Source organism: Chitinophaga filiformis (assembly GCF_900102545.1).
In the GTDB taxonomy this organism is placed as follows: domain Bacteria; phylum Bacteroidota; class Bacteroidia; order Chitinophagales; family Chitinophagaceae; genus Chitinophaga; species Chitinophaga filiformis.
Genome location: NZ_FNBN01000002.1, coordinates 1,017,501 through 1,042,503 on the forward strand (window position 1 = coordinate 1,017,501; position 25,003 = coordinate 1,042,503).

Genomic DNA, 25,003 nt, shown 5'->3' on the forward strand with positions numbered 1-25,003 from the left:
TAGATAAGTATTACATAAATCGTCCCGCATGGAATTTTCATCACTAAAAAAGTATTCCCGGCTGAAATGGCTCATCCCTGTCCTCTCAGCAGGCATACTTACAGCATTCTCTCTTGTGCCAGCCGACGACTGGCAGGATAAGATTACAAACGCCCTGGCTCTTTTTAACAAACGTTATCCGCAGGAAAAGGTATACCTGCATTTTGACAAAGACTTCTATGCCTCCGGTGAAACCATCTGGTTCAAGGCATATATCATGATACAGAACCAGCCCTCTCTGACAGCCTCCAACATATATGTAGAGCTACTGGACAAAGATGGCAACGTTGTAATGAAGAAACGCCTGCCTGCAGCCGGTGCTGCCGCAGCCGGGGATTTTGAACTGCCTGAAACATTGAAAACCGGCCAGTACCAGGTAAGGGCTTATACCGCCTGGATGCTTAACTATGACCCGGAATTCCTGTTCTATAAGAATATAGAGATCTTCGACCCGGCTAAAAAGAGTACCCTCCCTTCAAGAGATACTGCCATTGCACGCGACTTTGCCGTGCAGTTTTTCCCTGAGGGCGGCAATATGCTGCAGAATGCCTCCGGTCTGATAGCCTTCAAAGCCATAGATCAGAACGGTTATCCTATCGCTATTGCAGGTACCGTGCAAAACAGTAAGAAACAAACTGTTGCCGAGATCAAGACAGTGCATGATGGTATGGGTTCTTTTGAACTGACACCCGCCGCCGGAGAAAGCTACAAGGCTATTGTAAAAATAGCTACCGGACAGCAGAAGGAAATAGCACTCCCTGCCACACAAACTGAAGGTGCAGCGCTTAAACTCTATAACCGGGGCAGCCGTATCTTCTACCAGGCCAGCCTTGCCAATCCTGATGATTCCGCCTATTATCGCATGATGGTGATTGCCCAGCTGCAGAACCAGCTGATATATAAGGCCGTACTGGATGCCAGCGAAGGCAGGATCAGCGGCTTCATTCCCACACAGTCACTTCCCTCCGGTATCATACAGGTAACCCTGTTCAGCGATAAAGGTCAGCCGCTTTCTGAAAGGCTTGCGTTCGTCAGGAAGAGCGACCAGATTGACATTAGCTTCATGAATGCGGAACTCAGCAAGGACCCGAGAGGCAAAAGCTCTATTGAGCTGTTTGCGCCTGACAGTGTGCAGACCAGCATGTCTATCTCTATTACCGATGCCGACCAGGTACTGAAAGATCCGGATGAGCACAATATTATTTCCAATATGCTGCTCACATCTGACCTGAAAGGATATATCTACAACCCTGCCTGGTATTTCCAGGATACTACCAAAGAAAGGATCCAGGGACTTGACCTTGTGATGCTGACCAATGGATGGAGAAGATTCAGCTGGCAGAAGATCCTCAACAATGACATGCCGAAGATCAGGTTCCCTTATGAACAGGGTATGTCGCTGAAAGGAACTGCAGTGACCAATACCGGCCGTTATCCACTGGTAGGTGGTAAAGTGGATTTCATCTTCAAACAACCCCTGGACAGCAGCACCTCTTTTGCGTCTGTCCCTACCAACGATAAAGGTGAATTTGAAGTACCGAATCTTCAGTTCATGGATACTGTACTGGTATTCTACCAGGGCAACGATAAACAAAAAAGGTGGAAAGATGTACAGGTTACCTTCGAGCCACACTTCTTTGATAAATCGCCCCAGGTTACCTTACCTTACCCTATGCGGGTACCGGAAGGCCTGGACATCGCAGCGATGAGCCGCTTCCTGAACACCGCCAGTGAAAGTAATAAGGTCAACCGGTCTATGAGCAACAAGACGGTTTATCTGAAAGAGGTGAACATCCGCGATAAAAAGGTCACTCCTCAACAAACTACAGAACAACGTTACACTTCCGGTATGTTCTCTTCAGGCGATGGTTACACTTTTGACCTGACGAAAGAAACACCTTACCAGACGAATGTGTTCCAGTACCTGCAGTCTAAAGTTGCAGGTTTGAACATCACTGGGGATCTCAATAATCCAAGCATGTCGTGGCGCGGGGCCAAACCATCCCTGTACCTGAACGAAATGCCGGCTGATGTCAGCATGCTGGCTAATGTGAACGTGAACGATATCGCCCTGGTGAAAGTATTCCGTCCTCCATTCATGGGAGGCTTTGGCGGCGGCGCTGGTGGCGCTATTGCGGTGTATACCAAGAAAGGTGGCGATAATAAAGGAGATGAAACGATCCGTGGCTTTGAGCGTATGAAGAAAGCGGGATACAGTCTTGTGAAGGAATTCTATTCTCCTGATTATGCGGTAAAGAAAGAAGTACATGCTTTGCCTGACAAACGCCTTACACTCTTCTGGAGCCCTTATATCACAGTAGATTCCATCACCCACGCTACTACGATCCGTTTCTATAACAATGACTTCTCCAAACATTTCCGTATTGTGGTAGAGGGCATTGCAGCCGATGGCCGTGTAGGACGGGTAGAACAGGTGTACTAAGCGCTTATTTCAGCTAAACGATATTGCTAAAAATAATTAGGAATTGGGCATAGAATTGGGAAGTACTCTCTTTCTGATTCTTCACACTCAATTCCTAATTATTTTTAGCTTTGTTGTCTTATGAGCACACCCAGATCTGCGCGTATAGCAACAGCAGTATTCTTTTTTATCTCCGGCTTTAGTTTTTCCAGCTGGGCGTCCAGAATTCCGGATATCCAGCGCCGGCTGGCATTAAATAAGGCCGAGCTGGGCTTCTTTCTCCTGGCCTTACCAACAGGACTGGTACTCACTCTTCCTGTTACCGGTTACCTGCTACAGCGGTATAGCAGCCGGAATATTATGATGATAGGGGTATTGGTATTCAACCTGATGCTTGCGCTTATCGGTGTCGTTGATCTCCCCTGGCAACTGGGTCTTGTACTTTTTTGCTTTGGTTCTTCCCGGAACCTGATGAATATTTCCGTAAATGCCCAATCTGTTGCTGTTCAGGCATTGTATAAACGATCAATAATTACTACTTTTCATGGCGTATGGAGCATGGCTGGTTTTGCAGCGGCAGCACTCGGAGCTATTATGGTGGATTTCAGGATGGCGCCTTCCCGGCATTTTCTTTTTGTATCTCTTGCCATGACTATTATGGCGTTCCTTGCCTTTCGCGACAGCCCCCATGAGCCACCATCACCGGATGCCAATACCAAACGCTTTATATGGCCAGACAGGCATCTGATGAAGTACGGGCTGATATCATTTGCTGTAATGGCTTGTGAAGGGACAATGTACGACTGGAGCAATATTTATTTTCAGGAAGCGGTGCATCCACCTGAAAAACTGATCGCGGCAGGATATGTTATCTATATGATCGCTATGACTACAGGACGCTTTACCGGCGATAGTTTAGTAAACAGACTAGGTGTTCCGACGATGATCAGGTACAGCGGTCTGCTGGTGCTTTGCGGATTTATGGTATCTGCCCTGATGCCCTATACAATATCCACCAGTTTTGGTTTTCTGATGATCGGGTTTGGCGTATCCTGCGTAGTGCCACTGGTACTACGTATGGCAACACAGACAACCAGCATGGGTAGCGGACCTGCCATAGCAGCTGTGTCTACCGTAGGGTATATGGGCTTCCTTATAGTACCACCATTAATAGGCTTTATAGCAGAAGCGGCGGGATTACGCTGGGCATTTGCTCTGATGGCCATGTTCGGCTTGCTGATCACCGTTTTGATCCTACAGATAAAGGAAACAGCACAAACAACTACATTAAAAGAAAGCATAAAAGCATAAGTATGAAAAAGCCCGGATGCATCATATTTGACTGTGATGGAGTATTGGTAGACAGTGAAGTGATAGGTGTAAAAGTATTGCTCGATATGGCATCTCAGTATGGCGTTACCATGGACCTTCAGGAAGCTGTGGAGGAATTCAGCGGCATCCGTTTAAAGGAGGGTATCAAGATGCTGCAGCAGAAGGCCAGCAGTCCTTTTCCGGAAGACTTTGAACAGGCCTTCCGTGCCCGCTCCTATGAGATCTTTAAAACAGAGATGCGCGCGGTAAACGGCATTAAAGAAGTCCTCGATAGCCTGGCGATTCCATTTTGTGTAGCGTCCAGCGGACCAATAGAAAAAATGAAACTGAACCTGACCATTACAGGGCTGATATCTTACTTTGAAAAAGGCAACCGGATGTTCAGTGGTTACGAGATCAACAGCTGGAAACCTGACCCCGGTATTTTCCTGCATGCAGCCGAAGTAATGGGCTTTTCTCCTGCTGAATGCGTCGTGATCGAAGACAGCAAAGCGGGAGTTATTGCCGCACATAGAGGAGGCTTCCGGGTATTGGGATATGCAAAACCTTTCAACGGTGACGAGCTCAGAAAGGAAGGCGCCACTGTTTTCTATGCGATGAAAGAACTGCCCTCCCTTCTTTCGCTTAATGATACTGAACATCTTTAACGCTTCATTATCCTTCCTGTTTTTTACCCACCAGCTTACAGGCATATGGATTGATATACTGACCAGAAGATTTCTCTTTTAGTCAAAATGACCGTATGTATAGCTAGAAAACGTCGATGGCGTTTCCGGAAAACCCCGTACTACCCGGCAATCCGTAAAACGCCTGCAGTAACAGACATACCGTTGTGGAATAGTCTTTGGATCTGTTTAACTCAATACAGCAATATGGGAAGATCAGACAGACTGGAGGAAATATCATGGGATGAATTCTTCGCAAAATTTGAAGAGAGCGAACTGGCTTTTCTCTATCAGGATAAAAAAACAGACGGTGAAACCAGTTACTTTAATAAACTTGTAAGCAGGCACGAGAAACAATAATTACAATTTCTGCTGTGTATCGTTGTGGAATGCTCCCGCTCTATTGCGGGAGCTTTTTATGGTTAAAAAAATCGGGGCTGTTATGGATGCACAATCAATACATTTTAACGACTGGCAAAGAATACTCTTTGGGAATGCACCTGCAATTTTCCTTGTTGAAGTATTGATCAGGGCAATATGTACCTATGCCGTATTGCTGATTGTTATCAGATTGCTGGGGAAACGAATGAGTGGTCAGCTTACTATTACTGAAATGGCCGTTATGCTGACACTTGGTGCAATCATCTCTGTACCGATGCAAATGCCTGAACGGGGCATATTACATGGCGTTGTGATGTTGTTCTTTGTACTTGCGTTTCAACGGGGACTCACCTGGTTCATTTTCAAAAGTCAGAAAGTAGAAGCATTAACGCAGGGACATATTATCCTGCTTGTAAAAGATGGCGTTCTTCAATTGCGTGAACTCGGAAAGGTGAATATGTCGAGGGAGCAACTTTTTGCCATACTACGAAGCGAAGGCATTTACCAACTGGGGGAGGTGAAACGTGTATACCAGGAAGCCAATGGCAGCTTTAGTATCTACGTAAACCAACCAGCCCGTCCTGGTTACAGTATTGTTCCGCAGATGGACCATCAGCTGCAGCATGATATCCAACAGCCTGTGGGCGATGATCTGTTTGCATGCAGGAATTGCGGTAATGTGGCGAAAAAGAGTACACAGGAAGCCTGCTCACAATGCGGGCACCTGGATTGGGAAAATGCGGTTCAACAAAAGTAAAAATGGAAAAGTCAGAGATTCACATCAGTGATATAGGTCGTATTCTGGCAGGCGACACACCTGCTGAATTCTTTATTGAGATTATCATCAGGGGGATTATTGTCTATCTTATTCTCATGGGCGCTTTACGGCTGATGGGAAAACGTATGGCAACAAGGCTTAACAGAAATGAGCTGGCTGCGATATCCACGCTGGCTGCTGCAATTGGTATTCCTTTATTTACGCCTGACAGAGGCGTGCTACCCGGGTTTATTATAGGTGGCATTGTTGTACTGGTACAGCGTATGGTTGCTTATCTCGGGAGAAAGAATGAACGCATTGAACGGCTTACGCAGGGCAAGATCAGTACATTGATCCACGACGGTTGCTTACAGATGAAAGAAATGAAGAAAACACGCATTACAAGGGAACAACTGTTCGCACAACTCCGGGTCCAGAAGATCATACATCTGGGAGAAGTAAAGCGCGTTTTCATGGAGGCAAATGGTGCATTTACCATTATCAGGAATCCGAAGAAACAACCCGGTCTGAGTGTGCTTCCTTCATTTGATAATGAATTCCTCGAAGAGCAGGATGCTGCGGGAGAAATCACCCTTTGCAGTTATTGCGGAGATGATGCATCGCCCGGTCAGGCCAGCTGCAGCAACTGCGGACGAAGTGAGACAACCCACGCGGTCAGGTAATTCGTGTACACAAGGAAACACTTCTATGTAAATACTTCCCCCTGACGCACATAAAAATGTCTGAATACACCGGTGCATAAGCTCCTCGTATTCAGACATTTCTTTTTCTCCACGGCTTATCAATCATGCCCTTCCACCTTAACAATTTTGTTGTAGATACCCATCAGCAGGAATGGAGCAGCCCATTGCCCGATAAATAAACTGATATGTTTCTGTCTCAGGCACTGCAAAGCCAGGGAAACTCCCATAGCGCCTACCGCTGCCCATAAATAAGTGTCCGAAGGCAGTTTTGCCGTCTGTTTTTCTATTGCCCTTGCAACTGGTCCTTCTTCATGGCCCTGGTTGAGTATAGAATTCATAACACATGTTTTTAAGTGATACAATATGATTCATTACGTTATTAAGGCTATAAAACTATGCCAGTGGCAGGTGGTACCTTTTTTGTCGCTCAATTAGCATAAATCGTCTCATATGAAAAACATCAGCTTAACATTGATCATATCCGCCATACTCATCTATGGCTGTAAGGATAATAACACGAAAAGCCAGCAGGAAGCCAGCAAAGACAGCGCTAATGCCATGACCGAGAGCATGGATGATATCAGTAATGCCTCTGTCGATTTTGCTACTGCTGCTGCCAGCAGTAACCTGAAAGAGATAGCACTAGGGAAATTAGCGCTTAAAAAAGCCAATTACGGCCGCTTAAAGGAATTTGCGCAGAAGATGATAGATACACATACAAAGGCAAACCAGGACCTCCAAACGGCCTGTTATACAGCGGGCGTTACACTACCCGCCAGTCTTTCAAAATCAGACCAGGAAGAAGTAGATAAAATGGCAGGCAAAGACGAAAAAGCTTTTGACCGGGCCTATATCAAAAAGATGGTTGGCGAACAGCAGAAAGCTATGGAAAGGATGGATAATGCCGCAGCTACTATGAAAGATACTTCCCTGCGGAATTATGCGAAGAAAACACTGCCTGCAATAAAAGCAAACCTCGAGGATGCAAGAACCGTCCTCGAAGATGTGCGTAAACGATACGATCCCACTCAGTGGGATGACGTGGATTCTTACCAATGATCATTTTTCAGGGTATTTCTCCTTCCATTGCGCTAACAGCTGCTCCGCATGATCGGGATCAAGCTTACGGATAATAAAATCGAGTTTTTCCTCTTTCCGGTCATCGCCTTCCTTCGACTGTGGAGATCCGCAGTACCATAGGAATGCGAGGCCAGCCACCTGCCATATCAGTTGCAGGAATTCTGATTGCCAGTTCTCCATAGTATCCCTCATCATTTCCTTTATGTAGTCACTCGTAATAATTGGCTGTCCATGCTGTATTTGTTCCTGTACAAATACCTCCCAGCCAAAATACCAGTGCAGCACTACTGAAATGGTGAAGAATAACAATGTGACCCATACATAGCCTTTTCTTTTGAAAGTCGAATACTTGTTTGTACCTGTAGTCATAACGCACTTTTTTAGGGTTACTGAATATGAGGCAATACCTTCTCACCAAAATCCTTGATAAAAATCTCCTGCTGACGATTGACATTATGGAGAATAATACGGTCAATTCCCATTTGAACATACTGCCTGATCATCGCAATACACTTCTCAGGATCGGCGGTGATCAGCATTTTACCTGCAACGTCTTCCCGTCTCACATAGGCGGCAGCGCTATCAAACTGTGCAGGTCTGCTTAGTTCATTCAGCACTTCAGGAGCAAATAAATTTGTGCGCCACTGGTCGAAAGCTGCATCCGTGGCTTCAGCCTCTGACCTCGCATATGAGAATGCGACCTGTACACAGACCGGCTTTCCTACTCCCCCGCCTTCCCGAAAAACATCAATGATCCGTTGTAACTGCTCTGTTGTTGTAGCCACGGTGATCAATCCATCAGCCCATGCCCCCGCCCACCCTGCTGTTGCTTCGGAAAGAGCAGCAGCCATTATTGACGGTATGGCTGCAGGCAGGGAATATAATTTTGCTTCCTTTACCCTGACAAGGCCATTATGTGTAACGGTTTCACCATGTAAAAGGCGACGTATCACCTCTACACTTTCCCGCAGGCGTGCATTCCTCTCCTCCTTCTGTGGCCAGACATCGCCGGTAATATTCTCGTTAAGTGCCTCACCACTGCCCAGCTCTATGGAGAACCTGCGGGGAAACATCTCGGCGAGGGTTGCCACCGCCTGTGCAACGATCGCAGGATGATATCTTTGCCCAGGTGCACACACCATACTAAAAGGCAAAGTGGTAGCCTGCATAGCAGCGCCTATCCATGAAAAGGAGAAGCCACTCTGTCCCTGCCTTTCACTCCATGGATGAAAATGATCTGAAGAGTGAATGGCTTGAAATCCTGCCTGCTCTGCCGCTATGGCATACCTTAGCAATGCAGAGGGAGGATGTTGTTCGTGCGACGCATGATAGGCGATAACTGACATGTAAAGACTAATACCATCTCCGTACCAAACTCACCCTATACTTCATGTAGCTTTACCTTTCAGCTCCCAATGATCTTTAATGCGGTTACCTTCCCGATCATATTTCAGGGTCCGTGCATAACGTTCTCCCCGCACGTTACCATTATCGGTCCTTTTTCCTATAAACAATAGTATCGGATTCCCTGCCTCATCTGTTTTAAAAGAGAGATCATATCCTTTGAACTCCATATCTACCATTGTGGAAGGGGCATATTGCTGGGATAGTTTTTTTACAAGTGGTTCACTGAGCTTCATACGTTAAACCTTTACATTATTCAGCTCAAAAACTACACCTTTAAAGGATCGCTTTCTTTTGTACCCATCCTACGTACTTACCATGATGACTAATAGAAACAGGGACAGGGGAATAAGTGCAACAATTCACGAGGTAGGGTATGCCATCCTGGTTTTTGATCAGGCTTTTATCTGAAAAGAGATGTACGGGTAAACTGCTTCCTGTATAGATATCAAGATGATCGAGGAAAATGTTGTGAGAGACTGCGACGGTGTGAATACAGCTGTCATTACGATGACTGATAAAGGAATAGGTACGGGCTTCATATGATATACTGCCACAGGCAGCGCCTTCCTTATCACCTGACAATGTACAGCTGAACTTTGCGGGGTTATATATTCTGACGTTCGTAATGCGGTTAACGATTTTGTAAGCAGCTTCTTTACAGCTCCAGAGCAGCCATACCATATCTGATGGTATGGGCGCCTGACAGATCATCTCCTGCTCGGTAGCTGTAAAGATCTTGCTGAGGTATCCTTTTCTCTGCCAGTTACTTTCCCGGCATGCAAGGTGGAGATCTATGATATCGTTGCCGATCATTGCGCGCCTAATTTGGCTTCTATGATCTCTATTGCTGATTTTACATTCAGCATACGCTCCATTGATTCATTGTCGATCACAATATTGAATTGTTCCTCAACGTCCAGAACCACGTCTACAAGGTTGGCGGAGTTGATCTTAAGATCATTGACGAAATCGGTGTTTTCGTTAATGTTCAACAACGCCTCCTCATTCTTCGCATAGGGTTTTACGATCTCTTTTAATTGTGTTATCAGCGTTTCTTTATCCATTGGTTTTATTTATACTTCTTTAATATCACGCAGGCATTTACGTCTCCAAAGCCGAAACTGGCTTTCGCGATCAAATTTAATTCTTTATAAACCAACTGTTGAGGTATTTTTTCAGGATCAATGATGGCTGCTATGTCGGGGTGCAGGTCTTCACAATTGATGTTAGGGAACAGGAATCCTTCGTATAGTTGTAGTACGGCAGCTACCAGTTCTATACTGCCGGAAGCACTGAGGCAGTGCCCGATCATACATTTCAGGGCGTTCATATAGGGAAAGTCCTTTCCTCTTCTTCCCAGTGCTGTGCTCCAGTTCCCGATTTCCAGTGCATCCTTCCCCGTAGCTGTCAGGTGTCCGTTAATAGCGTCTATCTCCTGTGGCTCTACGCCGGCGGCTTTAATAGCCTCGCGGATACAGCGCTGTACGGCTATACTATTGGGTGCAGTCATGGACCCGTCGCCTCTTTGTGCACCGGAGTTGACATGTCCGCCGAGAACCTCCGCATAAATGGGCGCCCCACGTTCCAGTGCACTGTCCAGCGATTCCAGCACCAATGCTCCGGCGCCGCTGCCTGGCACAAAGCCACTGGCGGAAGCGCTCATAGGACGGGAACCCGCTGCAGGATGATCGTTGTGTTTAAAAGTGCAGACCCTTAATGCATCGAAACCACCCCATATATAAGGGCCGGCATCGCTGGTACTACCTGCCAGCATTCGTTTTGCATGGCCGTTACGGATACGTTCATAAGCCATCAGCACACTTTCCGCCCCGGTCGCGCAGGCAGATGAATTGGTGGTCACCTGGTTGGCCAGGGCCAGCTTGCCTCCCAGCCAGGCACTGATACCGCTGGCCATGGTTTGTGGTACTACGGTGCTACCCAGCCGGCGTACCTGCAAATCATCCACTTTATAGATCGCTTCTCTTAATTTATCCAATCCTGAAGACCCAGCACCGAAGATGGTACCGCTATCCCAGTCAGGCTCCAGGTCAGCGCCTACAGGGAGTTGTGCGTCCTTCCATGCATCTATGCCGGCAATCAGTCCGTAAAGGATACCGCTGCTATTAAAATTCCTCAGTTCGAGGGCATCCAGGTATTGTAGCTGCAATATTTCCGATACTTCAGGCTTCCCTGCTATCTGGCAGGAAAACTGCAGTGATGCCAGTTCCGGATCATACCGGATACCGGAGGTACCTGCTTTGATTGCATCTGTAAAAGCGGGAATGCCAACGCCATTTGGAGCGGCTACTCCCAGACCTGTCACAACAACTCTTTTATTCATGTGGTTTGCTAATGATCATTCCGGCAATAGTGCCACTGCACACGTCCTGCTGTGCTTCGTTTTTCAGTGTGACCCTGCACTTTAACTTTCCGAAACGGAAATATACCTTTTCTGCATAGACAGTTACTTTCTCTCCGGGAAAAACCGGGCGTAGAAATTCTATTTCTGTGGATGTCAGCCCGAAGGTCATATTTTCCGCCAACACTTCATCGCCCAGCAGATAGATGCCCAGGCAGACCAGGCCTGTCTGTGCCATTACTTCCGTCAGCAGTACCCCGGGCGTAACAGGATATCCTTTGAAATGGCCCTTGTAACAGTCCATATCTTCCCTGAAGGTAAAGTGTCCCTGTACTTTGTCACTGTCAATGTGGTCCAGTCCATCTACAAAGAGAAAGGGTGGCGCAAAGGGTAATTTCTGCAGAATGTCTTGTGTTGTCATGCCTGACTGATGTGTTCACCTCCATTCACCGGGATCACGGCCCCATTGATCCATGCAGCTTCGTCTTTGCATAAAAGATAAACGACATTAGCTACATCTTCAGGGGTGGTGAGGCGTTGAAAAGGGTTACGCTGTTTTGTATATGTGATAATGTCTTCACTGCCGGGAATCAGTTGCATGGAACGGGTTGCTGTTACACCGGCCTGTATACAGTTAGCCCTGATACCCAGTGGTGCAAATTCCAGGGCTATATGGCGACTAATCGATTCCAGGGCGGCTTTGGCTGCTGCTACGGCGCCATAGTGTTTCCATGCCTTGCTACTGCCTTCGCTGGTAAAAGAGAGCACTCTGGCGTCGGGTGCAAAGAGTTGTTGCTGTACCATGTCCTGTGTCCAGTCGTACAGACTAATGGCCATATTGTCAAGGGTCATGCGGAAGTCGTCGGTACTCAGCCTGGCCTTGTCACTGTTCATTGCTTTGAGGTTACCTTTGGCAATGCTATGTATGAGCGTTCTGACGCGGCCCTTCTCCCCCATGGCTAATTTTAAGGCCGCCAGTACTTCCCCGCGTTTAGCTGCATTGATGGCATCTGCATTGAATGTGAGCACCTGTACACCGGAGGCCCTGATAGCATCAAAATCGTTGTTGATACGCTCGATGTCTACCCGCGTGTCCCTGTGTATGATACAGCTATTCATGCCATGCATTGCAAGCTTACGGGCGGCTGCAAGTCCTAAGCCACTGCTGCCGCCAAGTATCACTGCCCAGTAATGATGTGATGCAAATTCTTTTACCATTGTAACAATATTCGCTGTGCGGAGAAGCCGGGCCCAAAGCTCAGCATCAGTCCCCTCTCACCTGCCGGCACTCCTCTATCCATAAAACGCTCTAATACATACAGCACGGTAGCGCTGGACATATTACCATATAAACGCAGTACTTCTTTCGTATCGTCAATATTCTTTCCCATTGCTCCAAACAGCTCTTCCACGGTCTGGATGATCTTCTTTCCCCCGGGATGGAAGATCAGGTGGTCAATGTCTTCTATACGGTAACCGTATTTGTCCAGGAAAGGGTGTATAATAGCCGGAAAATGGGCTGCAATCGTATTGGGCACCTCTACATCCAGTACCATCTGCAAACCGGTATTAGTGAGCTTAAAACCCATTAAATGTTCGGCTTCATAGAAGTGGTACATCCCGTCGCCCAATATCTGCGGACCGTTATCATCTTCATGGGAAGAGAGGATCGCACAGGCGGCGCCGTCACCGAAAATAGCTGCGCTGACGATATTGGGCATAGAGTAGTCGTCCAGCTGGAAGGTAGCGGTAGGCGATTCGATGGCTATCACCGCCGCCCTTTTACCCGGATTGGCCTCCAGGAACTTCTTGGCGTAGATCATCCCGGAGATCCCTGCTGCACATCCCATCTCTGTTACAGGTAAGCGGACAATATCCTGGCGTAGTTGCAGGAGATTGATCAGGTATGCGTCCAGTGAGGGGATCATAATGCCGGTACAGCTGACGGTAATGATGTAATCCAGGGCATCTGCTTCAAGACCTGCCTTTTCCAATGCGTTCACCAGACATTGGCTACCCAGCTTAATCACTTCTCTTACATAAATGTCGTTCTTTTCTTCAAACGAAGTGTTGGTAAACACTTCTTCAGGGCTCATAATAGAATAGCGTCTGTCAACAGCTGCATTCTCAAAGATCTTTTTAACTTTTCTGGCGAAGCGGTCTTCCTGGCCGGACAACCAGATATCAAGAAAGGGCATGATCTCTTCCGTGCTTCTGGTATAAGGAGGTAAGGCTTTCGATACTGCTGTTATTTTAACGCTCATACATTAGTAATTATCCACTGATAACGGAAAGCCCATTTCCATCTGAGTGTATATTGCTTGAAATTTAGTTTTCGTGACAGTTCCTCGATTTCTTTTCTTTTGAATCCCCGCAGGATGGATACCAGTCCATCTTCCTTTGCCATCTTCCCCATGCCTGCCAACCGGCTGAAAAGCTGGAACAAACGGTATGACAGTGCGCTTCTGTGCAGGTCATTGATAACAATCCCGATTGTGGCATTCCTGCGGAAGAGAGACATCAGTTTTGTGATCTGCCGGTCTTCAAAGTGGTGCAACGTAAGTGTACATAATACGATATCATATTGCATTTCCCTGAACTTTTCGCCCAGAATATCCATACAATAGTAAGTGATTTCCGGATATTGTGCGGATAAAGTAGCCGCATAATTAATCGTATACTGATTGGCATCAATACCAATGAGCTTTAGCCGCCAGCCTCTTTTAACGGCCATTCTGGCTACTGTACGCAGCATGTCGCCATTTCCGCAGCCGATATCTGCTATCGTCACTTCCTTTCCCGGCGGCACGTCTTCCATCAGCATGCTCACTCCTTCCAGCGTGATGCTGTTGCCACCCAGCAACTGGTTAATCTGTGCGATCTGATCCAGCGTACTCCTGAGCGCCTCTCCCTCCATTTGCAGGTCATCCATGATCTCGGGTGCAAGGATTCTCTGACTGGTATTAACGAACATACGTAGTTACATTTTAAAAGGTTTTCCATGTGTCTGCCTGACAATGACAGGCAGCAGCGCCGGAAAGAGCATCAGGCCATTCATAACGCCTGCAGCCAGTTCCTGTTTCCGGAAAACGGCAGACAGTAGCTTACCTGCCTGCATCCGTTTACTAAATTCTCTCTTCCAGGCCCTGGTATAATTCATTTCGAGTTCCTGCCGGGAAGAGAGGTGACCTGCCAGGAAAGCGAGTATGTGTTCTGCGGCAATCTTTCCACTATGAATAGCCATTGCCATGCCGTTTCCACAAAGCGGATGAATAAGGCCGGCTGTATCTCCCGTCATCAGTATATGTCCGTCTACTTTCTGCTTTTCCGCGAAAGATACCTGGCTGATAGTCAGCGGACGCTCAAACAGCGGCCGGCTATGTTCCAGTACTTCTTTCAGATGCGGATTGCGGCAGAGTACTTCCTGCTGATGCACACTTATATTTTTAAAGCGCCTGAAGGTATCATAACTGACGAGATAGCAGATATTGATGATATTATTCTCCACTTTGGATACGCCGCAATATCCCCCCATGAAATTGTGTAATGCTACCAGTCCGTCGGGGAAATCGCCTTCATAATGACTTTTGACCGCCAGCCATGGAGACTTCCCACTGGAAAAATCACGAAGCAACTGCTGATCCAGCGCAGACCGTTTTCCATAAGCCCCAATCACAAAACGGGCAGTCAACTGGCGTCCGAGGGCTGTACTAACGGTAAACTGTTCATTTTCAAAAGAGATGTTGTTCACTGTGTCTTCTTCCAATATGCCTCCGGCTGCCACCATTTGTTCCATCAGGAACTGATCCAGCGCATAACGGCTAATGCCGAAGCCGCCTAAAGGCAGTACTGTCTCTACGCTTTTACCGGAAACTGCCGAGATCTTCACACGGTTGATCCTGGAAGGCTGCAATACTGCAGGATCCGCTCCCAGCCATTGCAGGTAAGGCAATACCTCGTTGGAAATATATTCACCACATACTTTATGTCTTGGATATGGATATTTTTCAATAACAATAACCCGCAGCCCTGCACGTAGCAGGTGCAAGGCGCCGGTTAAACCGGCTAATCCCCCTCCTACAATTATGACATCAGCCTCCGGCATTTATTAACTGATTGATTTTAAGCACCCGAACATTCAAAGTCAAACTATATGTTGCAACAAGTGTACGTTATTTTCCTGACATGAGGAACGGGGCTTAAGAAATATCCGTCTGGGGCTTCCGGATTATCTGGTGTGTTACAAATCCGCTTGGAAGATTGCCTGTACTGGGGTTAATCTTGCTACAGACGATATAATCAGGCTGCGGCTGTTTTACTATCTTTTTCAGTAGTATGAACCGGGATAACAAGAAGGGCCGGCTTTCGCCGACCCCACTTCACCCTTATCTGATAAAACCATTGCCATTGTCTTCGTAAGTACTCCATTGTGCTTCACCCGGTGCGGCTGCTGCATTGATCTCTGTACTTCTTAATTCACTCATACTCTGGTCAAGCTCTTTCACCCCCTCCATCGTCCGCGGAGTACCTTCCGGGTTGATCCCTGAGAGTCCCTGTGTTTCATGTACATAGCCCAGAGGATTCTCAATATATTGCCAATCTTCTCCCAATTGCGTACTTTGACCTTTATTCCAGGGCCCTCTTACAGTATTGGTGTCTGACATATTGAAATACTTGTTACTGTACCTTGGATCTCCCTGCAATACTCCCGGAGGGAAATTAGGTTTGATTGTATCCAGGGCGGCTTCAAACATCTGGAAATGCGCTATCTCCCTGGTCATGAGGAAGGTCAGCGTCTCTTTCACATATGGATCGTCTGTAAACTTCATCAGGTATTCATAAGTGATCTTGGCGCGTGATTCTGCAGCCATATCAGACCGCAGATCGACAGTAAGATCATTATTGGCATTTACATAAGCGCCCGTCCATGGCACGCCCTGGCAATTAGTCAACATAGGGCCACCACCACTATGCACCAGGAACTCCGGATGCATCATCGCATGATGAATGTATTCTTCTTTTCTTGCCGAACCCTGCATCGTCTCCATGAGTTCAGAATTATCTGCAGCGTTCTTTAGTTCGCCATTAATACCCTGCAGTAATAGTTGGATTGTCGCGCCTACGATTTCAAGATGACTGAATTCTTCCGTCGCGATATCCATCAGCATATCGTATTTATCAGGATATGGTCTCCTGGCGCCGAAAGCCTGCACAAAATATTGCATAGCGGCCTTCAGTTCGCCGTTGCCACCTCCAAACTGTTCAAGCAAGAGAGACGCAAAACGGGGATCAGGTTTAGATACACGCACATTGAATTGTAAATCCTTTACATGATGGAACATGGTTAAATCATTTTAATGGTAAACAAATCTCCAGACGAGCGTCTGTTTTCTTTGGGCTATAAACATGCCATACATTGCGTTGCCCGCCGGGGTTGCATGCTCGCAGGGGTTGGATGTTTCCGGGATTGCATCACGCGTTATAAAAACATTCCCGGGCTGTTATTCGGGGCTACAAAACCACGCCGGGTTGTCGCCCAACGATCCCCCGGGGGTTGTCCCCCCGGGCTACAAACACTAAGACTCCTTACGGGGAGTCTATTGACGCGAATAAAATATCTCTATCCCCTTAGCACATTAATTAATTGTTTCTCTTTTTACATACATGTGTAGATAAGCTTTCCCCTCAACCGGAGCTGGCAATATATTCTTTGCCGATAAACGTCATGGCGTAATCTTTGAGCACTTTTAGAAGTACCCTTGATTTATCACTTCACTAAACAGATCCGTATGCAAAGCAATATCAAACAAAGACCAGCTGATGAAAAAGAACCATTGAATGCCAGGCTGGCGGAAGATCAGGAAAAGGATGAAATAAATGATGCAGATCAGGACGCTGATCTGGCCGGCGATGAGGAAGAAGAGTTAGATGATACTCCTGAGCTGGATGAGGAAGACCTGGAAGAAAACGACATTTCAGAAGAAGATGCAGACAAAATTCAATGGGATCCTCAAAAGGGACAGTCATAAGTAGTGTTACAGGGTGGTTCGTAACGCTACGACAAACGGGGGCAATAAGCGAAGAGATCGTTTGTTGCCCTTCTTACTGACATTCACCATACTGAAAAACCATTTCTTATGAACATACCTGGTGTAAGCACGGCTCTGCCTGCTCAGCAACATGTGTTTGTTAAGACGATTTATCCAGTAACCCGACGACGATGCCGACAAGCATTTAAAAGATAAATATTCCACTACAGCAATCATTACAACTTGTGCCGTAAAAGCAGGTATCTCCCGGATGCTGCTTTTCTTTCCCTGAATTGCTGTATAAAAAACATGTTTCTCTCATTCAAAAATGACCCGTCAATGGAGAAGAAAATCACTGTGGTAGTACCCACCTACAAACGTCCGGAATTACTGTCCCGCTGCCTGAAGGCATTGGAGGAACAGGAGTTTGATAAGAGCACTTTTGATGTAATTGTGGTCAGCGATGGTCCGGATAAATATACCCGGCAGCTGGCCTGCAGCTGGAAATATGCGGGCCTGATAGACGTAAAATACCTGCTGATGCCTGTAAAAAAAGGTCCTGCTGCCGCAAGGAATGCAGGATGGCGCGCTTCAGATGCGCCACTGATTGCGTTTACTGATGATGATACTATTCCTGATCCATACTGGCTGCAAAGCATATGGCAGGCATGGAAGGGAGAACCAACAGTAGTTTATACAGGGCGTGTCGTTGTACCTATAAAGGGCCGTCCCACAGATTATGAGTGGAATACAGCCCAACTGGAGAAGGCAGACTTCGTGACGGCCAATTGTGCCTGCACAAGGCTGGCGCTGGAATTAGTAAACGGTTTCGATGAATCATTTGAGACGGCCTGGCGCGAAGACAGTGATCTTGAGTTCAGGCTGTTACAACAAAACATTCCCATTTATCATCTCCATGACGCTATTGTACTACATCCGGCACGGAAAGCCAGTTGGGGAGTAAGTATACGTGAACAGCGGAAGAACATTTTCAATGCATTGTTATATAAAAAATTCCCCAGACTGTACAGAGAAAGGATCCAGCGCACACCTGCATGGAACTATTACCTGATGATCTGTTGTTTCCTGCTGGGCGCCATTTTCGCATTGTATGGAGCATACACTGCATCAGTTGTTTTATTTGGTGCATGGTTATTGATGATTGGTCTCTTTGCAGGTAAGCGGCTGAAACATACTTCGCGTACTGCGTCACATATTCTTGAAATGATCGTTACATCTGCTGCCATTCCGTTTGCGGCTACCTACTGGAGCCTTTACGGGGCATGGCGCTACAAAGTACTTTACCTATAAATGATGCCTGAATCAATTCATAAGATCGCGGTCTTCCGCGCGTTACAATTAGGGGATATGCTGTGTACCGTACCTGCATTGCGGGCTTTGCGTACAGCATTTCCCGAAGCACATATTACCCTGCTGGGATTGCCCTGGGCGGCTTCATTCGTAGAAAGGTTTTCTAAATACCTGGACGCCTTCGTACATTTTCCCGGTTATCCGGGATTACCCGAACAGCCTGTAGTGCCTGAGCAGTTCCCACCATTCCTGACGGCCATGCAGGAACAAAGGTTCGACCTGGTGCTGCAGATGCAGGGTAATGGTTCTATTGTTAACCCTATGATCGCACTGATGGGTGGACGATATACGGCCGGCTACTGGCGGCAGGAAGATGGCTGCCCTGATGCCGGCCTTTTCATGGAGTATCCTGAAGATGTATCAGAAATAGAACGCCACCTGCTGCTGATGGAATACCTTGATATTCCCAGACAGGGCACTTACCTGGAGTTTCCTGTTACGGCGAAGGACATGGAGGACTTTAATCGGCTCGATCTTCCACTGGAAGCACAGGAGTACCTGTGTGTGCATCCAGGATCAAGAGGGAGCTGGCGTCAATGGCCGCCTCATATGTTTGCTTCTATGGCAGATGAATTTGCAGAAAAGGGATGGAAGATAGTACTGACCGGTACAATGGATGAGCGTCCTCTTACTGAGGCTGTGGCAGGGCTGATGAAACATAAATCCATTAATACCGCGGGACTGACCACGCTGGGTAGCCTGGGAGTACTTATCAAAAATGCACGTGCCCTCCTGTCTAATTGTACAGGGGTTTCACACATGGCTGCTGCATTTGAAACACCCAGTGTTATTATCAGCATGGATGGGGAACCCGTGCGTTGGGCGCCGTTGAATAAACAACTGCATTATACGATTGACTGGACAACTGAACCGGATTATGAGATCGTTTTAAGAAAGGGCATGCGGCTCCTCGAAGCTACCTGAGGAAGCGGCAGTAAGCTCTAACATTGCCTGGGTCATTTTCGCAATGTTATCAGGCGTGGCCGATGGCAATTTTTCTGCGCAGAAAGAACGGTATACATATTTCACTACCTCGTTCTTACTCTGCAGCGCCACTGGCACATCGAAGTAAAGTACCTTACTGGTAACACGCCACGGTGTGTGCTGTGGGTTTGTCAAGGCGTATAATACCAATACAGGTGTGCGTACCGCGGCAGCAATATGTATAGTGCCGGTATTGACGGAGAGTAATAGGGGTGCATGTTTTATCAATACGATCAACTCTGGCAGGTCAAACAATCCGGCAGCAGAAAACGCGCGACTGCCTATTCCTGCTGCTATTTCCTGCGCTTCGGCAGTATTGTTCTTTCCTGTGATCAATATCTGGCAACTAGTGGCGGCTCTTATTTTTCTTCCTGCAGCGATCCAGTCCCGCACCGGATACCTGCGCTTCTGCTCTGAGACTTCAGGATGCAGGATCATCCATGGCTTCTGCGGATCAAGTCCCAGTAGTAACAGTTTCTCACATACCACCGGCCATAGTATTTCCCTTGTCCGTATACTCAGGTGTTGCTCTCCTGTAACTGCTCCTACTCTCGCTACCAGATCAAGGTCGCGCACTACCTGGTGCCTGATATGTGTATACGGTTCATCATCTGGTATCCAATGGGTCAGCAACTGGTAGGGATTCTCGCGACAATAAGCCAGTCTGAGAGGGATTTCAGCCAGGTAGGCCAGCATAATAGATGGCATGGGGTTTTGGCTGTATACTGTGAAGATAACAGCGGCATCAAACCTGCCTTCTCTCAGCTGCTTCACCAGTTGATAGAATTGAGCCGGATCAGGTGTGCCTGTGGTCTGTACCCAGGGCACATCAAATATAATCGCTTCATCTATTTCAGGGATTTCCGGCACTGCTGCCGCACCCAGCGATGAAACGAGTACTGTGATGTGGCAGTTAAATGTTTGCTTTAAGGCCCTGATAGCCGGTGTGCTCATCAACAGGTCTCCTATATTATCCGGCCGTATGCATAGTATACGACGACATTTCTTCCATTCATTTTTCATTATCCTTCCGCTACTTTTAGAGCAGGTGTTGTATAAATTCGTTTGATGATAAGCGTGGTAGAACGGTCAGGCACCAGTGGCAGTAATACCACTTCCCCTCCGAACTCCTCTACCGCTGCTGCTTCCGGCAGAGACTCCCTGCTATAATCACCACCTTTGGCAAATACGGATGGTTTAATGATACGGATCAGGGACTCCGGTGTATCATCCTGTTCACTTCCGAATGCAATGACATGGCCCACGGCTCCCAGGCCGGCCAGCACCTGCACACGGTCGTTCAGGTGATTAATAGGTCGTTCCGGTCCCTTTAACCGCTTAATACTCTCGTCTGTATTGACGCCTACGATCAGTATATCTCCCAGTGAAGCCGCCCTTTCCAGGTAGCTGACATGCCCGCTGTGCAGAATATCAAAACATCCATTGGTAAATACGATCTTCTTTCCCTGTGCCTTATACATTTCGCAAAGCGCTTCCAGCTCTTCCACATCACGGATGTATTTATCCTTCATGGAGAAGTAAGCAATCAACTCAGACTGTTTACAATGTGCTGTGTTATTTTTCCGGATTGCCACGCTTGCGGCTGCGCCGGCTATTTCGGCTGCAGTCAACGCACTGGCGCCTGCAAGGCTCGCCAATGTAAAGGCACTGATGTAAGTATCTCCTGCACCTGATACGTTTGGATTGCTGACCGGGCGCGCTGCGGTATGACAAAGCAGTTTATCTTCCAGGAAGATCAATGCACCTTCCTCATCCAGCGTCACTGCTGTAACAGCTGCTCCTGTTGCTGCATATATAGCCTCGCCCATCTCTTCCAGCTGCTGTGCTTTGGAACATGGTTGCTCTGGTAATTCGAGCATCGTCATCATTTCCCGGAAGTTAGGCTTTGCCAATGCGGGTTGCAAACCTTTATACTGTTGCAGTCTTTTGGCATCCACCGCAACAAACTTCGGATACTGCTGATTTAGCCGTTCCAATGCAGCAATGATACCTGGCGTGAGTAATCCCTTATTATAATCAGCAATCACAATGGCATCATGCAATGGAAACTCTCTTTCCAGTACGGCAATGAGCTGTGCTTCACAATCACTGTCCAGGGGTACCTCCGTTCCCTCGTCATAGCGGGTCAGTAGTTGCTGTCCGGCAATCACACGTGTCTTTATCATGGTGGTCCGCGTGTCACAACGGATCACCTCATCCCTGATACCTTCATTTTGCAACAGGTCGCCGGCCAGTTCTGCACCATAGTCGTTTCCTATAAGACTGACGAAAGTGACGGATGCTCCCAGATGGCGTAGGTTTGCTGCCGTATTCGCTCCCCCCCCGAGCACTGATGTATGTGAACTGATATCCACTACAGGCACGGGTGCTTCGGGCGATAAACGCGTGCTGGCGCCTCTGAGGTAAGTATCGATCATCAGATCGCCCAGTACCAGTACAGCAGGCTGCATAAAAGCCCTGATCAACGTTTGATAAATGAGTTCCATGTTTCTAATTTTGCTGTAGAGTGTTTCACAATAAGCCGGGCAGCCTCCAGCATGTTATCTGCTATATGTTCGGGTTTATTATAATCATTCATTTCCCAGACCGTCTCGTTTCCCTTGTTGAGCAGTATTGACCGGCAACCGGCACGATTGCCTGCTTCCACATCATGCAGTATGTCTCCTATCATCCAGGATTCGGGAAGGAAGATATCCATTTCTTCAGCCGCCTGCAATAACATGCCGGGCAATGGTTTCCGGCACATACAGCTGATAGCATACTGCGTTACTTTTCCTGCGGGATGATGAGGGCAGTAATAAAACCCATCCAATACAATTCCGCCTTCACGCAGTAGTTGCCTTACCCTGTCAATTACAGGCAGCATCTCTTCTTCCCTGAAATATCCGTGTGCAATCCCCGCCTGATTAGAAACAACGATCAACGCGTAACCTTTCTCCTGCAGCAGGCGCAGTGCTTCGATGGCGCCGTATTCCAGCACTATCTTATCCGGATCTGCATTGTAGGGCACGTTACTGATCAAAGTACCATCTTTGTCGATAAACACCGCTCTTCTCATAAGGAAATACTTTCTTCGGCTCTAAAGTTCCTTGGGGATGATGTGTCATTGTTCCCGATAATTCCTTCATACACCGCCTGCATATCCCGGGCCACCAGTTCCCAGGTGAACAGTTTATTCACCCTTCTGAGTGCATTATTTCCCATTTCCCTCAACAGGGCCGGAGCCTGTAGCAGCGTCGTGATCTTGTGTGCAAGCGCATCAGGATCTTTTGGCGGCACCAGCGCACCGCTATGTCCGTCTGCTACACTGTATTTAATTCCCCCTACCTTACTGCCGATCACGGGCGTACCACATGCCATGGCCTCCAGCGGCGTGATGCCGAACGGTTCGTACCAGGGCGTTGTGATAAAGAGATCAGCTGCGGTATAATAGTATTTCAGATCTTCCCTCGACTTCTGTCCAAGGAAATATACCTTGTCGCTGACCCTCAATTCGGCTGCCAGTAGTTTCAAACGTGTGAGCTCTTTTGCGGTATCCACATCTCCTCCTACTATAAGTAGTCTCACTTTCGAGTGTTTGCATTTTACCTTTGCCAATGCCATGATCACATTATCCACGCCTTTCCTTGGCACCATACGCCCAAGCTGCAAGAGCACCTTTTCGTCATAAGGCAATCCCAGTAAAGAACGCGCAATTGATTTATTCACCGGATAAAGTTCCTCCACATTCACGCCGCAGGGGATAACAGTGATCTTCTCTGCGGATGCCTTATAATAGGTCATCAGGTCTTCCCTGTCCTGCGGGCATTCAGCAATGATCATACTTGCTTCCTTCACAGCATTCTCCTCAATAGTGATCCGTTCTTTCGGGAACTGGTCATTATCTCCCTGGTGAATGCGACGGATGTGTCCCAGTGCATGGAAAGTAACCACGAAAGGTATCCCAAGTTCTTTCTTTAATTCCATCGCTACCAGTGCAGACATAAAGAAGTTGGCATGTATCAGTTCGTAGGTGATCTGTTCTTCCTTCATGAACCGCAGCATATCTTCCTTAAAAGCAGGCATGTATTGCAACAGCGTCTCTTTGGGTATATCTTCCGCGGGTCCGGCATTCACATGAATGATCCTGATTTTATCACCGAAGGGCACCACCTTCGGCAATTTCTTTTCTTCGCGTCTTGTAAAGATGTCGATCTGGTAATCCATCATGGCCAGTTGCCTTGCCACTTCTCCCACATATACATTCTGGCCTCCGGCATCTGCGCCTCCCAAAGCGGCCAGTGGTGAAGCATGTTCACTAATGAACGCAATTCTCTTTCCCATATGCTAATTTTTAGGTCAGTTATCACTGGTAATAGTGCTGTGATCAGACTCTATTGCCTGCTTTCCGAATAGTTGGTCTGTGTATATAATTTCATTCATGTTTCCACTGCACACTGTATGAAATAGTCGCTCCCAGTCGGCTGTAAAGCGCTCTATGTTGAACCGCTTCATTGCGGTAGCCCTTGCTGCTTCTCCCATCTTGGCTGCCAGTTCCGGCTCGTTCAGCAACAGCTTCATCTTTTTGATCAGGTAATTGATATCTGTATGAATGAATCCGTTCTTACCATTTTCAATCACCGTTACCAGTTCTGTAGTGGCCAGCCCTACAACAGGCATGCCCTGCATCATCGCTTCACAAACTGCCAGTGCCAGGCTGGTATGTCTTACGGGATGAAAATAGAACCGGTATTTACTTCTGAATGATGGCAGCTGCGGATGTAATACTTCTCCGAGGCCATCTTCTCCGTTACCCATGCCTACGAGGTCAACAGGTAATATATTGCGGACATGCTGAAAGATGTCCCAACCCAGTCCTCTGCCGCGCTGGGGCAAATGATTGATCGTAACCAGGCCTTTCGCCAGTTCTCCTGTGTATGCTACATCAGGCGCTGTCACGCCATGTTCAATCACAGTAGCGGGTGTACGGTTATTATCCCACATCAGCCGGTTATAGTGCGTTACATGTACGAGGCAGATACGGCGGTCGTTTACAACATGTCTTGTAGTAACGGGATTCTTGGCGGGCGTGTTATGTTCCAGGTATACCCTTGGTAATCTGCGCTGGGCGGGAGATAAAATATCATATTGATCTACCAGGTAATCTTTTGTGGACTGATAAAGGATGACGTCGAAGTCTAAATCTTTCACCATTCTTACCGGGACCTCATGTACATTATCACCGAATGGAAATGTTTTTCCTTTGCCATAGTACCCGGGGGTACGTTGCTCGTTGACAGGAATATAGATGTCATAGTTGCCTTGCGACAGGTAATACAGGTAGCTTCCATGGATATGCCAAGTAAAAATCTTCAGCCTCGGCTTTTGCTGCGTAGTCGTCATATATGTCATTAAATAGAATTGACTGTGTAACAATATTGCTTATGACCTCCCGATGTGTCTTAATCTTTCA

At 47.3% G+C, this 25,003-nt stretch carries 28 protein-coding genes; 10 read left to right on the forward strand and 18 right to left on the reverse strand.

Annotated features, from left to right (window positions below; all coding sequences use genetic code 11):
- Positions 1 to 28: 28 nt before the first annotated feature.
- The 6 genes from BLR32_RS10565 (at position 29) to BLR32_RS10590 (ending at position 6,279) form a co-directional block, all read left to right on the forward strand.
- The gene (locus BLR32_RS10565) at positions 29 to 2,482 is read left to right on the forward strand and encodes an MG2 domain-containing protein (protein WP_089831387.1); all 2,454 of its coding nucleotides are present in this window, start codon (positions 29 to 31) and stop codon (positions 2,480 to 2,482) included.
- A 120-nt stretch (positions 2,483 to 2,602) separates the two neighbouring features.
- Entirely contained in the window at positions 2,603 to 3,772 is a 1,170-nt protein-coding gene (locus BLR32_RS10570) for an MFS transporter (RefSeq protein ID WP_089831389.1), read from the forward strand.
- Between the two features lie 2 nt (positions 3,773 to 3,774).
- Entirely contained in the window at positions 3,775 to 4,440 is a 666-nt protein-coding gene (locus BLR32_RS10575) for an HAD-IA family hydrolase (protein WP_089831391.1), read from the forward strand.
- 225 nt (positions 4,441 to 4,665) lie between these two features.
- Entirely contained in the window at positions 4,666 to 4,818 is a 153-nt protein-coding gene (locus BLR32_RS34010) for a hypothetical protein (protein WP_176842193.1), read from the forward strand.
- 82 nt (positions 4,819 to 4,900) lie between these two features.
- Positions 4,901 to 5,596: a DUF421 domain-containing protein gene (locus BLR32_RS10585; protein ID WP_089832137.1), complete on the forward strand. Its 696-nt coding sequence runs from the start codon at positions 4,901 to 4,903 to the stop codon at positions 5,594 to 5,596.
- Positions 5,597 to 5,598: 2 nt separating this feature from the next.
- Positions 5,599 to 6,279 (forward strand): DUF421 domain-containing protein, encoded by a 681-nt coding sequence (locus tag BLR32_RS10590; protein ID WP_176842229.1) that lies wholly within the window; start codon positions 5,599 to 5,601, stop codon positions 6,277 to 6,279.
- 119 nt (positions 6,280 to 6,398) lie between these two features.
- On the opposite strand, the gene BLR32_RS10595 is transcribed toward BLR32_RS10590, so the two are convergent.
- Positions 6,399 to 6,638, reverse strand: a complete 240-nt coding sequence (locus BLR32_RS10595) for a hypothetical protein (RefSeq protein ID WP_089831395.1) — start codon at positions 6,636 to 6,638, stop codon at positions 6,399 to 6,401.
- Between the two features lie 112 nt (positions 6,639 to 6,750).
- Here BLR32_RS10595 and BLR32_RS10600 point away from each other — a divergent pair, with 112 nt between their 5' ends.
- Positions 6,751 to 7,359: a DUF4142 domain-containing protein gene (locus BLR32_RS10600; RefSeq protein WP_089831398.1), complete on the forward strand. Its 609-nt coding sequence runs from the start codon at positions 6,751 to 6,753 to the stop codon at positions 7,357 to 7,359.
- Here the strand turns inward: BLR32_RS10600 and BLR32_RS10605 are convergent, their stop codons facing one another.
- The 12 genes from BLR32_RS10605 to BLR32_RS10660 form a co-directional block, all read right to left on the reverse strand.
- The gene (locus BLR32_RS10605) at positions 7,360 to 7,749 is read right to left on the reverse strand and encodes a DUF6766 family protein (protein ID WP_089831400.1); all 390 of its coding nucleotides are present in this window, start codon (positions 7,747 to 7,749) and stop codon (positions 7,360 to 7,362) included. It lies immediately after the preceding gene.
- A gap of 17 nt (positions 7,750 to 7,766) precedes the next feature.
- Entirely contained in the window at positions 7,767 to 8,726 is a 960-nt protein-coding gene (locus BLR32_RS10610; protein WP_089831402.1) for a TIGR03885 family FMN-dependent LLM class oxidoreductase, read from the reverse strand.
- Positions 8,727 to 8,768: 42 nt separating this feature from the next.
- The gene (locus BLR32_RS10615; RefSeq protein ID WP_089831404.1) at positions 8,769 to 9,020 is read right to left on the reverse strand and encodes a hypothetical protein; all 252 of its coding nucleotides are present in this window, start codon (positions 9,018 to 9,020) and stop codon (positions 8,769 to 8,771) included.
- A gap of 40 nt (positions 9,021 to 9,060) precedes the next feature.
- The gene (locus BLR32_RS10620) at positions 9,061 to 9,600 is read right to left on the reverse strand and encodes a 4'-phosphopantetheinyl transferase family protein (RefSeq protein ID WP_089831406.1); all 540 of its coding nucleotides are present in this window, start codon (positions 9,598 to 9,600) and stop codon (positions 9,061 to 9,063) included.
- Entirely contained in the window at positions 9,597 to 9,851 is a 255-nt protein-coding gene (locus BLR32_RS10625; RefSeq protein WP_089831408.1) for an acyl carrier protein, read from the reverse strand. Before BLR32_RS10625 ends, BLR32_RS10620 begins: the two co-directional genes overlap by 4 nt.
- Positions 9,852 to 9,856: 5 nt before the next feature.
- Positions 9,857 to 11,128 carry a beta-ketoacyl-[acyl-carrier-protein] synthase family protein gene (locus BLR32_RS10630; RefSeq protein WP_089831410.1) on the reverse strand — a complete coding sequence of 424 codons (1,272 nt, stop codon included), beginning with the start codon at positions 11,126 to 11,128 and terminating at the stop codon, positions 9,857 to 9,859.
- On the reverse strand, positions 11,121 to 11,567 hold the full coding sequence (locus BLR32_RS10635) for a 3-hydroxyacyl-ACP dehydratase FabZ family protein (RefSeq protein ID WP_089831411.1): 447 nt from the start codon (positions 11,565 to 11,567) through the stop codon (positions 11,121 to 11,123). Before BLR32_RS10635 ends, BLR32_RS10630 begins: the two co-directional genes overlap by 8 nt.
- The gene (locus BLR32_RS10640; RefSeq protein ID WP_089831413.1) at positions 11,564 to 12,364 is read right to left on the reverse strand and encodes an SDR family oxidoreductase; all 801 of its coding nucleotides are present in this window, start codon (positions 12,362 to 12,364) and stop codon (positions 11,564 to 11,566) included. The genes BLR32_RS10635 and BLR32_RS10640 overlap by 4 nt, the downstream gene beginning before the upstream one ends.
- Entirely contained in the window at positions 12,358 to 13,410 is a 1,053-nt protein-coding gene (locus tag BLR32_RS10645) for a type III polyketide synthase (RefSeq protein WP_089831415.1), read from the reverse strand. The genes BLR32_RS10640 and BLR32_RS10645 overlap by 7 nt, the downstream gene beginning before the upstream one ends.
- Positions 13,407 to 14,120, reverse strand: coding sequence for a methyltransferase domain-containing protein (locus tag BLR32_RS10650; protein ID WP_089831418.1), 714 nt, complete (start codon positions 14,118 to 14,120; stop codon positions 13,407 to 13,409). The genes BLR32_RS10645 and BLR32_RS10650 overlap by 4 nt, the downstream gene beginning before the upstream one ends.
- 6 nt (positions 14,121 to 14,126) lie before the next feature.
- On the reverse strand, positions 14,127 to 15,251 hold the full coding sequence (locus tag BLR32_RS10655; RefSeq protein ID WP_089831420.1) for an NAD(P)/FAD-dependent oxidoreductase: 1,125 nt from the start codon (positions 15,249 to 15,251) through the stop codon (positions 14,127 to 14,129).
- A gap of 280 nt (positions 15,252 to 15,531) precedes the next feature.
- Positions 15,532 to 16,488 carry a manganese catalase family protein gene (locus tag BLR32_RS10660; RefSeq protein ID WP_089831422.1) on the reverse strand — a complete coding sequence of 319 codons (957 nt, stop codon included), beginning with the start codon at positions 16,486 to 16,488 and terminating at the stop codon, positions 15,532 to 15,534.
- Positions 16,489 to 16,935: 447 nt separating this feature from the next.
- Between BLR32_RS10660 and BLR32_RS10665 the strand changes: the two genes are divergently transcribed.
- The 3 genes from BLR32_RS10665 to BLR32_RS10675 all read left to right on the forward strand — a co-directional run bounded on the left by BLR32_RS10665 (position 16,936) and on the right by BLR32_RS10675 (position 19,470).
- The gene (locus BLR32_RS10665) at positions 16,936 to 17,175 is read left to right on the forward strand and encodes a hypothetical protein (RefSeq protein ID WP_089831424.1); all 240 of its coding nucleotides are present in this window, start codon (positions 16,936 to 16,938) and stop codon (positions 17,173 to 17,175) included.
- A 339-nt stretch (positions 17,176 to 17,514) separates the two neighbouring features.
- On the forward strand, positions 17,515 to 18,486 hold the full coding sequence (locus BLR32_RS10670; RefSeq protein ID WP_089832139.1) for a glycosyltransferase family 2 protein: 972 nt from the start codon (positions 17,515 to 17,517) through the stop codon (positions 18,484 to 18,486).
- Positions 18,487 to 18,489: 3 nt separating this feature from the next.
- Complete coding sequence (locus tag BLR32_RS10675; RefSeq protein ID WP_089832141.1) at positions 18,490 to 19,470, forward strand: glycosyltransferase family 9 protein; 981 nt, start codon at positions 18,490 to 18,492, stop codon at positions 19,468 to 19,470.
- On the opposite strand, the gene BLR32_RS10680 is transcribed toward BLR32_RS10675, so the two are convergent.
- From BLR32_RS10680 to BLR32_RS10700, 5 genes are read right to left on the reverse strand one after another with little or no spacing between them, the layout of a single operon-like run.
- Complete coding sequence (locus BLR32_RS10680; protein WP_089831426.1) at positions 19,435 to 20,553, reverse strand: glycosyltransferase family 9 protein; 1,119 nt, start codon at positions 20,551 to 20,553, stop codon at positions 19,435 to 19,437. The two genes, BLR32_RS10675 and BLR32_RS10680, sit on opposite strands and share 36 nt — an antisense overlap.
- Positions 20,553 to 22,037, reverse strand: a complete 1,485-nt coding sequence (gene rfaE2, locus BLR32_RS10685; RefSeq protein ID WP_089831428.1) for a D-glycero-beta-D-manno-heptose 1-phosphate adenylyltransferase — start codon at positions 22,035 to 22,037, stop codon at positions 20,553 to 20,555. Before rfaE2 ends, BLR32_RS10680 begins: the two co-directional genes overlap by 1 nt.
- Entirely contained in the window at positions 22,013 to 22,609 is a 597-nt protein-coding gene (locus tag BLR32_RS10690) for a D-glycero-alpha-D-manno-heptose-1,7-bisphosphate 7-phosphatase (RefSeq protein ID WP_089831430.1), read from the reverse strand. Before BLR32_RS10690 ends, rfaE2 begins: the two co-directional genes overlap by 25 nt.
- Positions 22,606 to 23,874, reverse strand: a complete 1,269-nt coding sequence (locus BLR32_RS10695; RefSeq protein WP_089831432.1) for a glycosyltransferase family 4 protein — start codon at positions 23,872 to 23,874, stop codon at positions 22,606 to 22,608. The genes BLR32_RS10690 and BLR32_RS10695 overlap by 4 nt, the downstream gene beginning before the upstream one ends.
- Positions 23,875 to 23,889: 15 nt before the next feature.
- Positions 23,890 to 24,933, reverse strand: coding sequence for a glycosyltransferase (locus tag BLR32_RS10700; protein WP_089832144.1), 1,044 nt, complete (start codon positions 24,931 to 24,933; stop codon positions 23,890 to 23,892).
- Between the last annotated feature and the right edge of the window lie 70 nt (positions 24,934 to 25,003).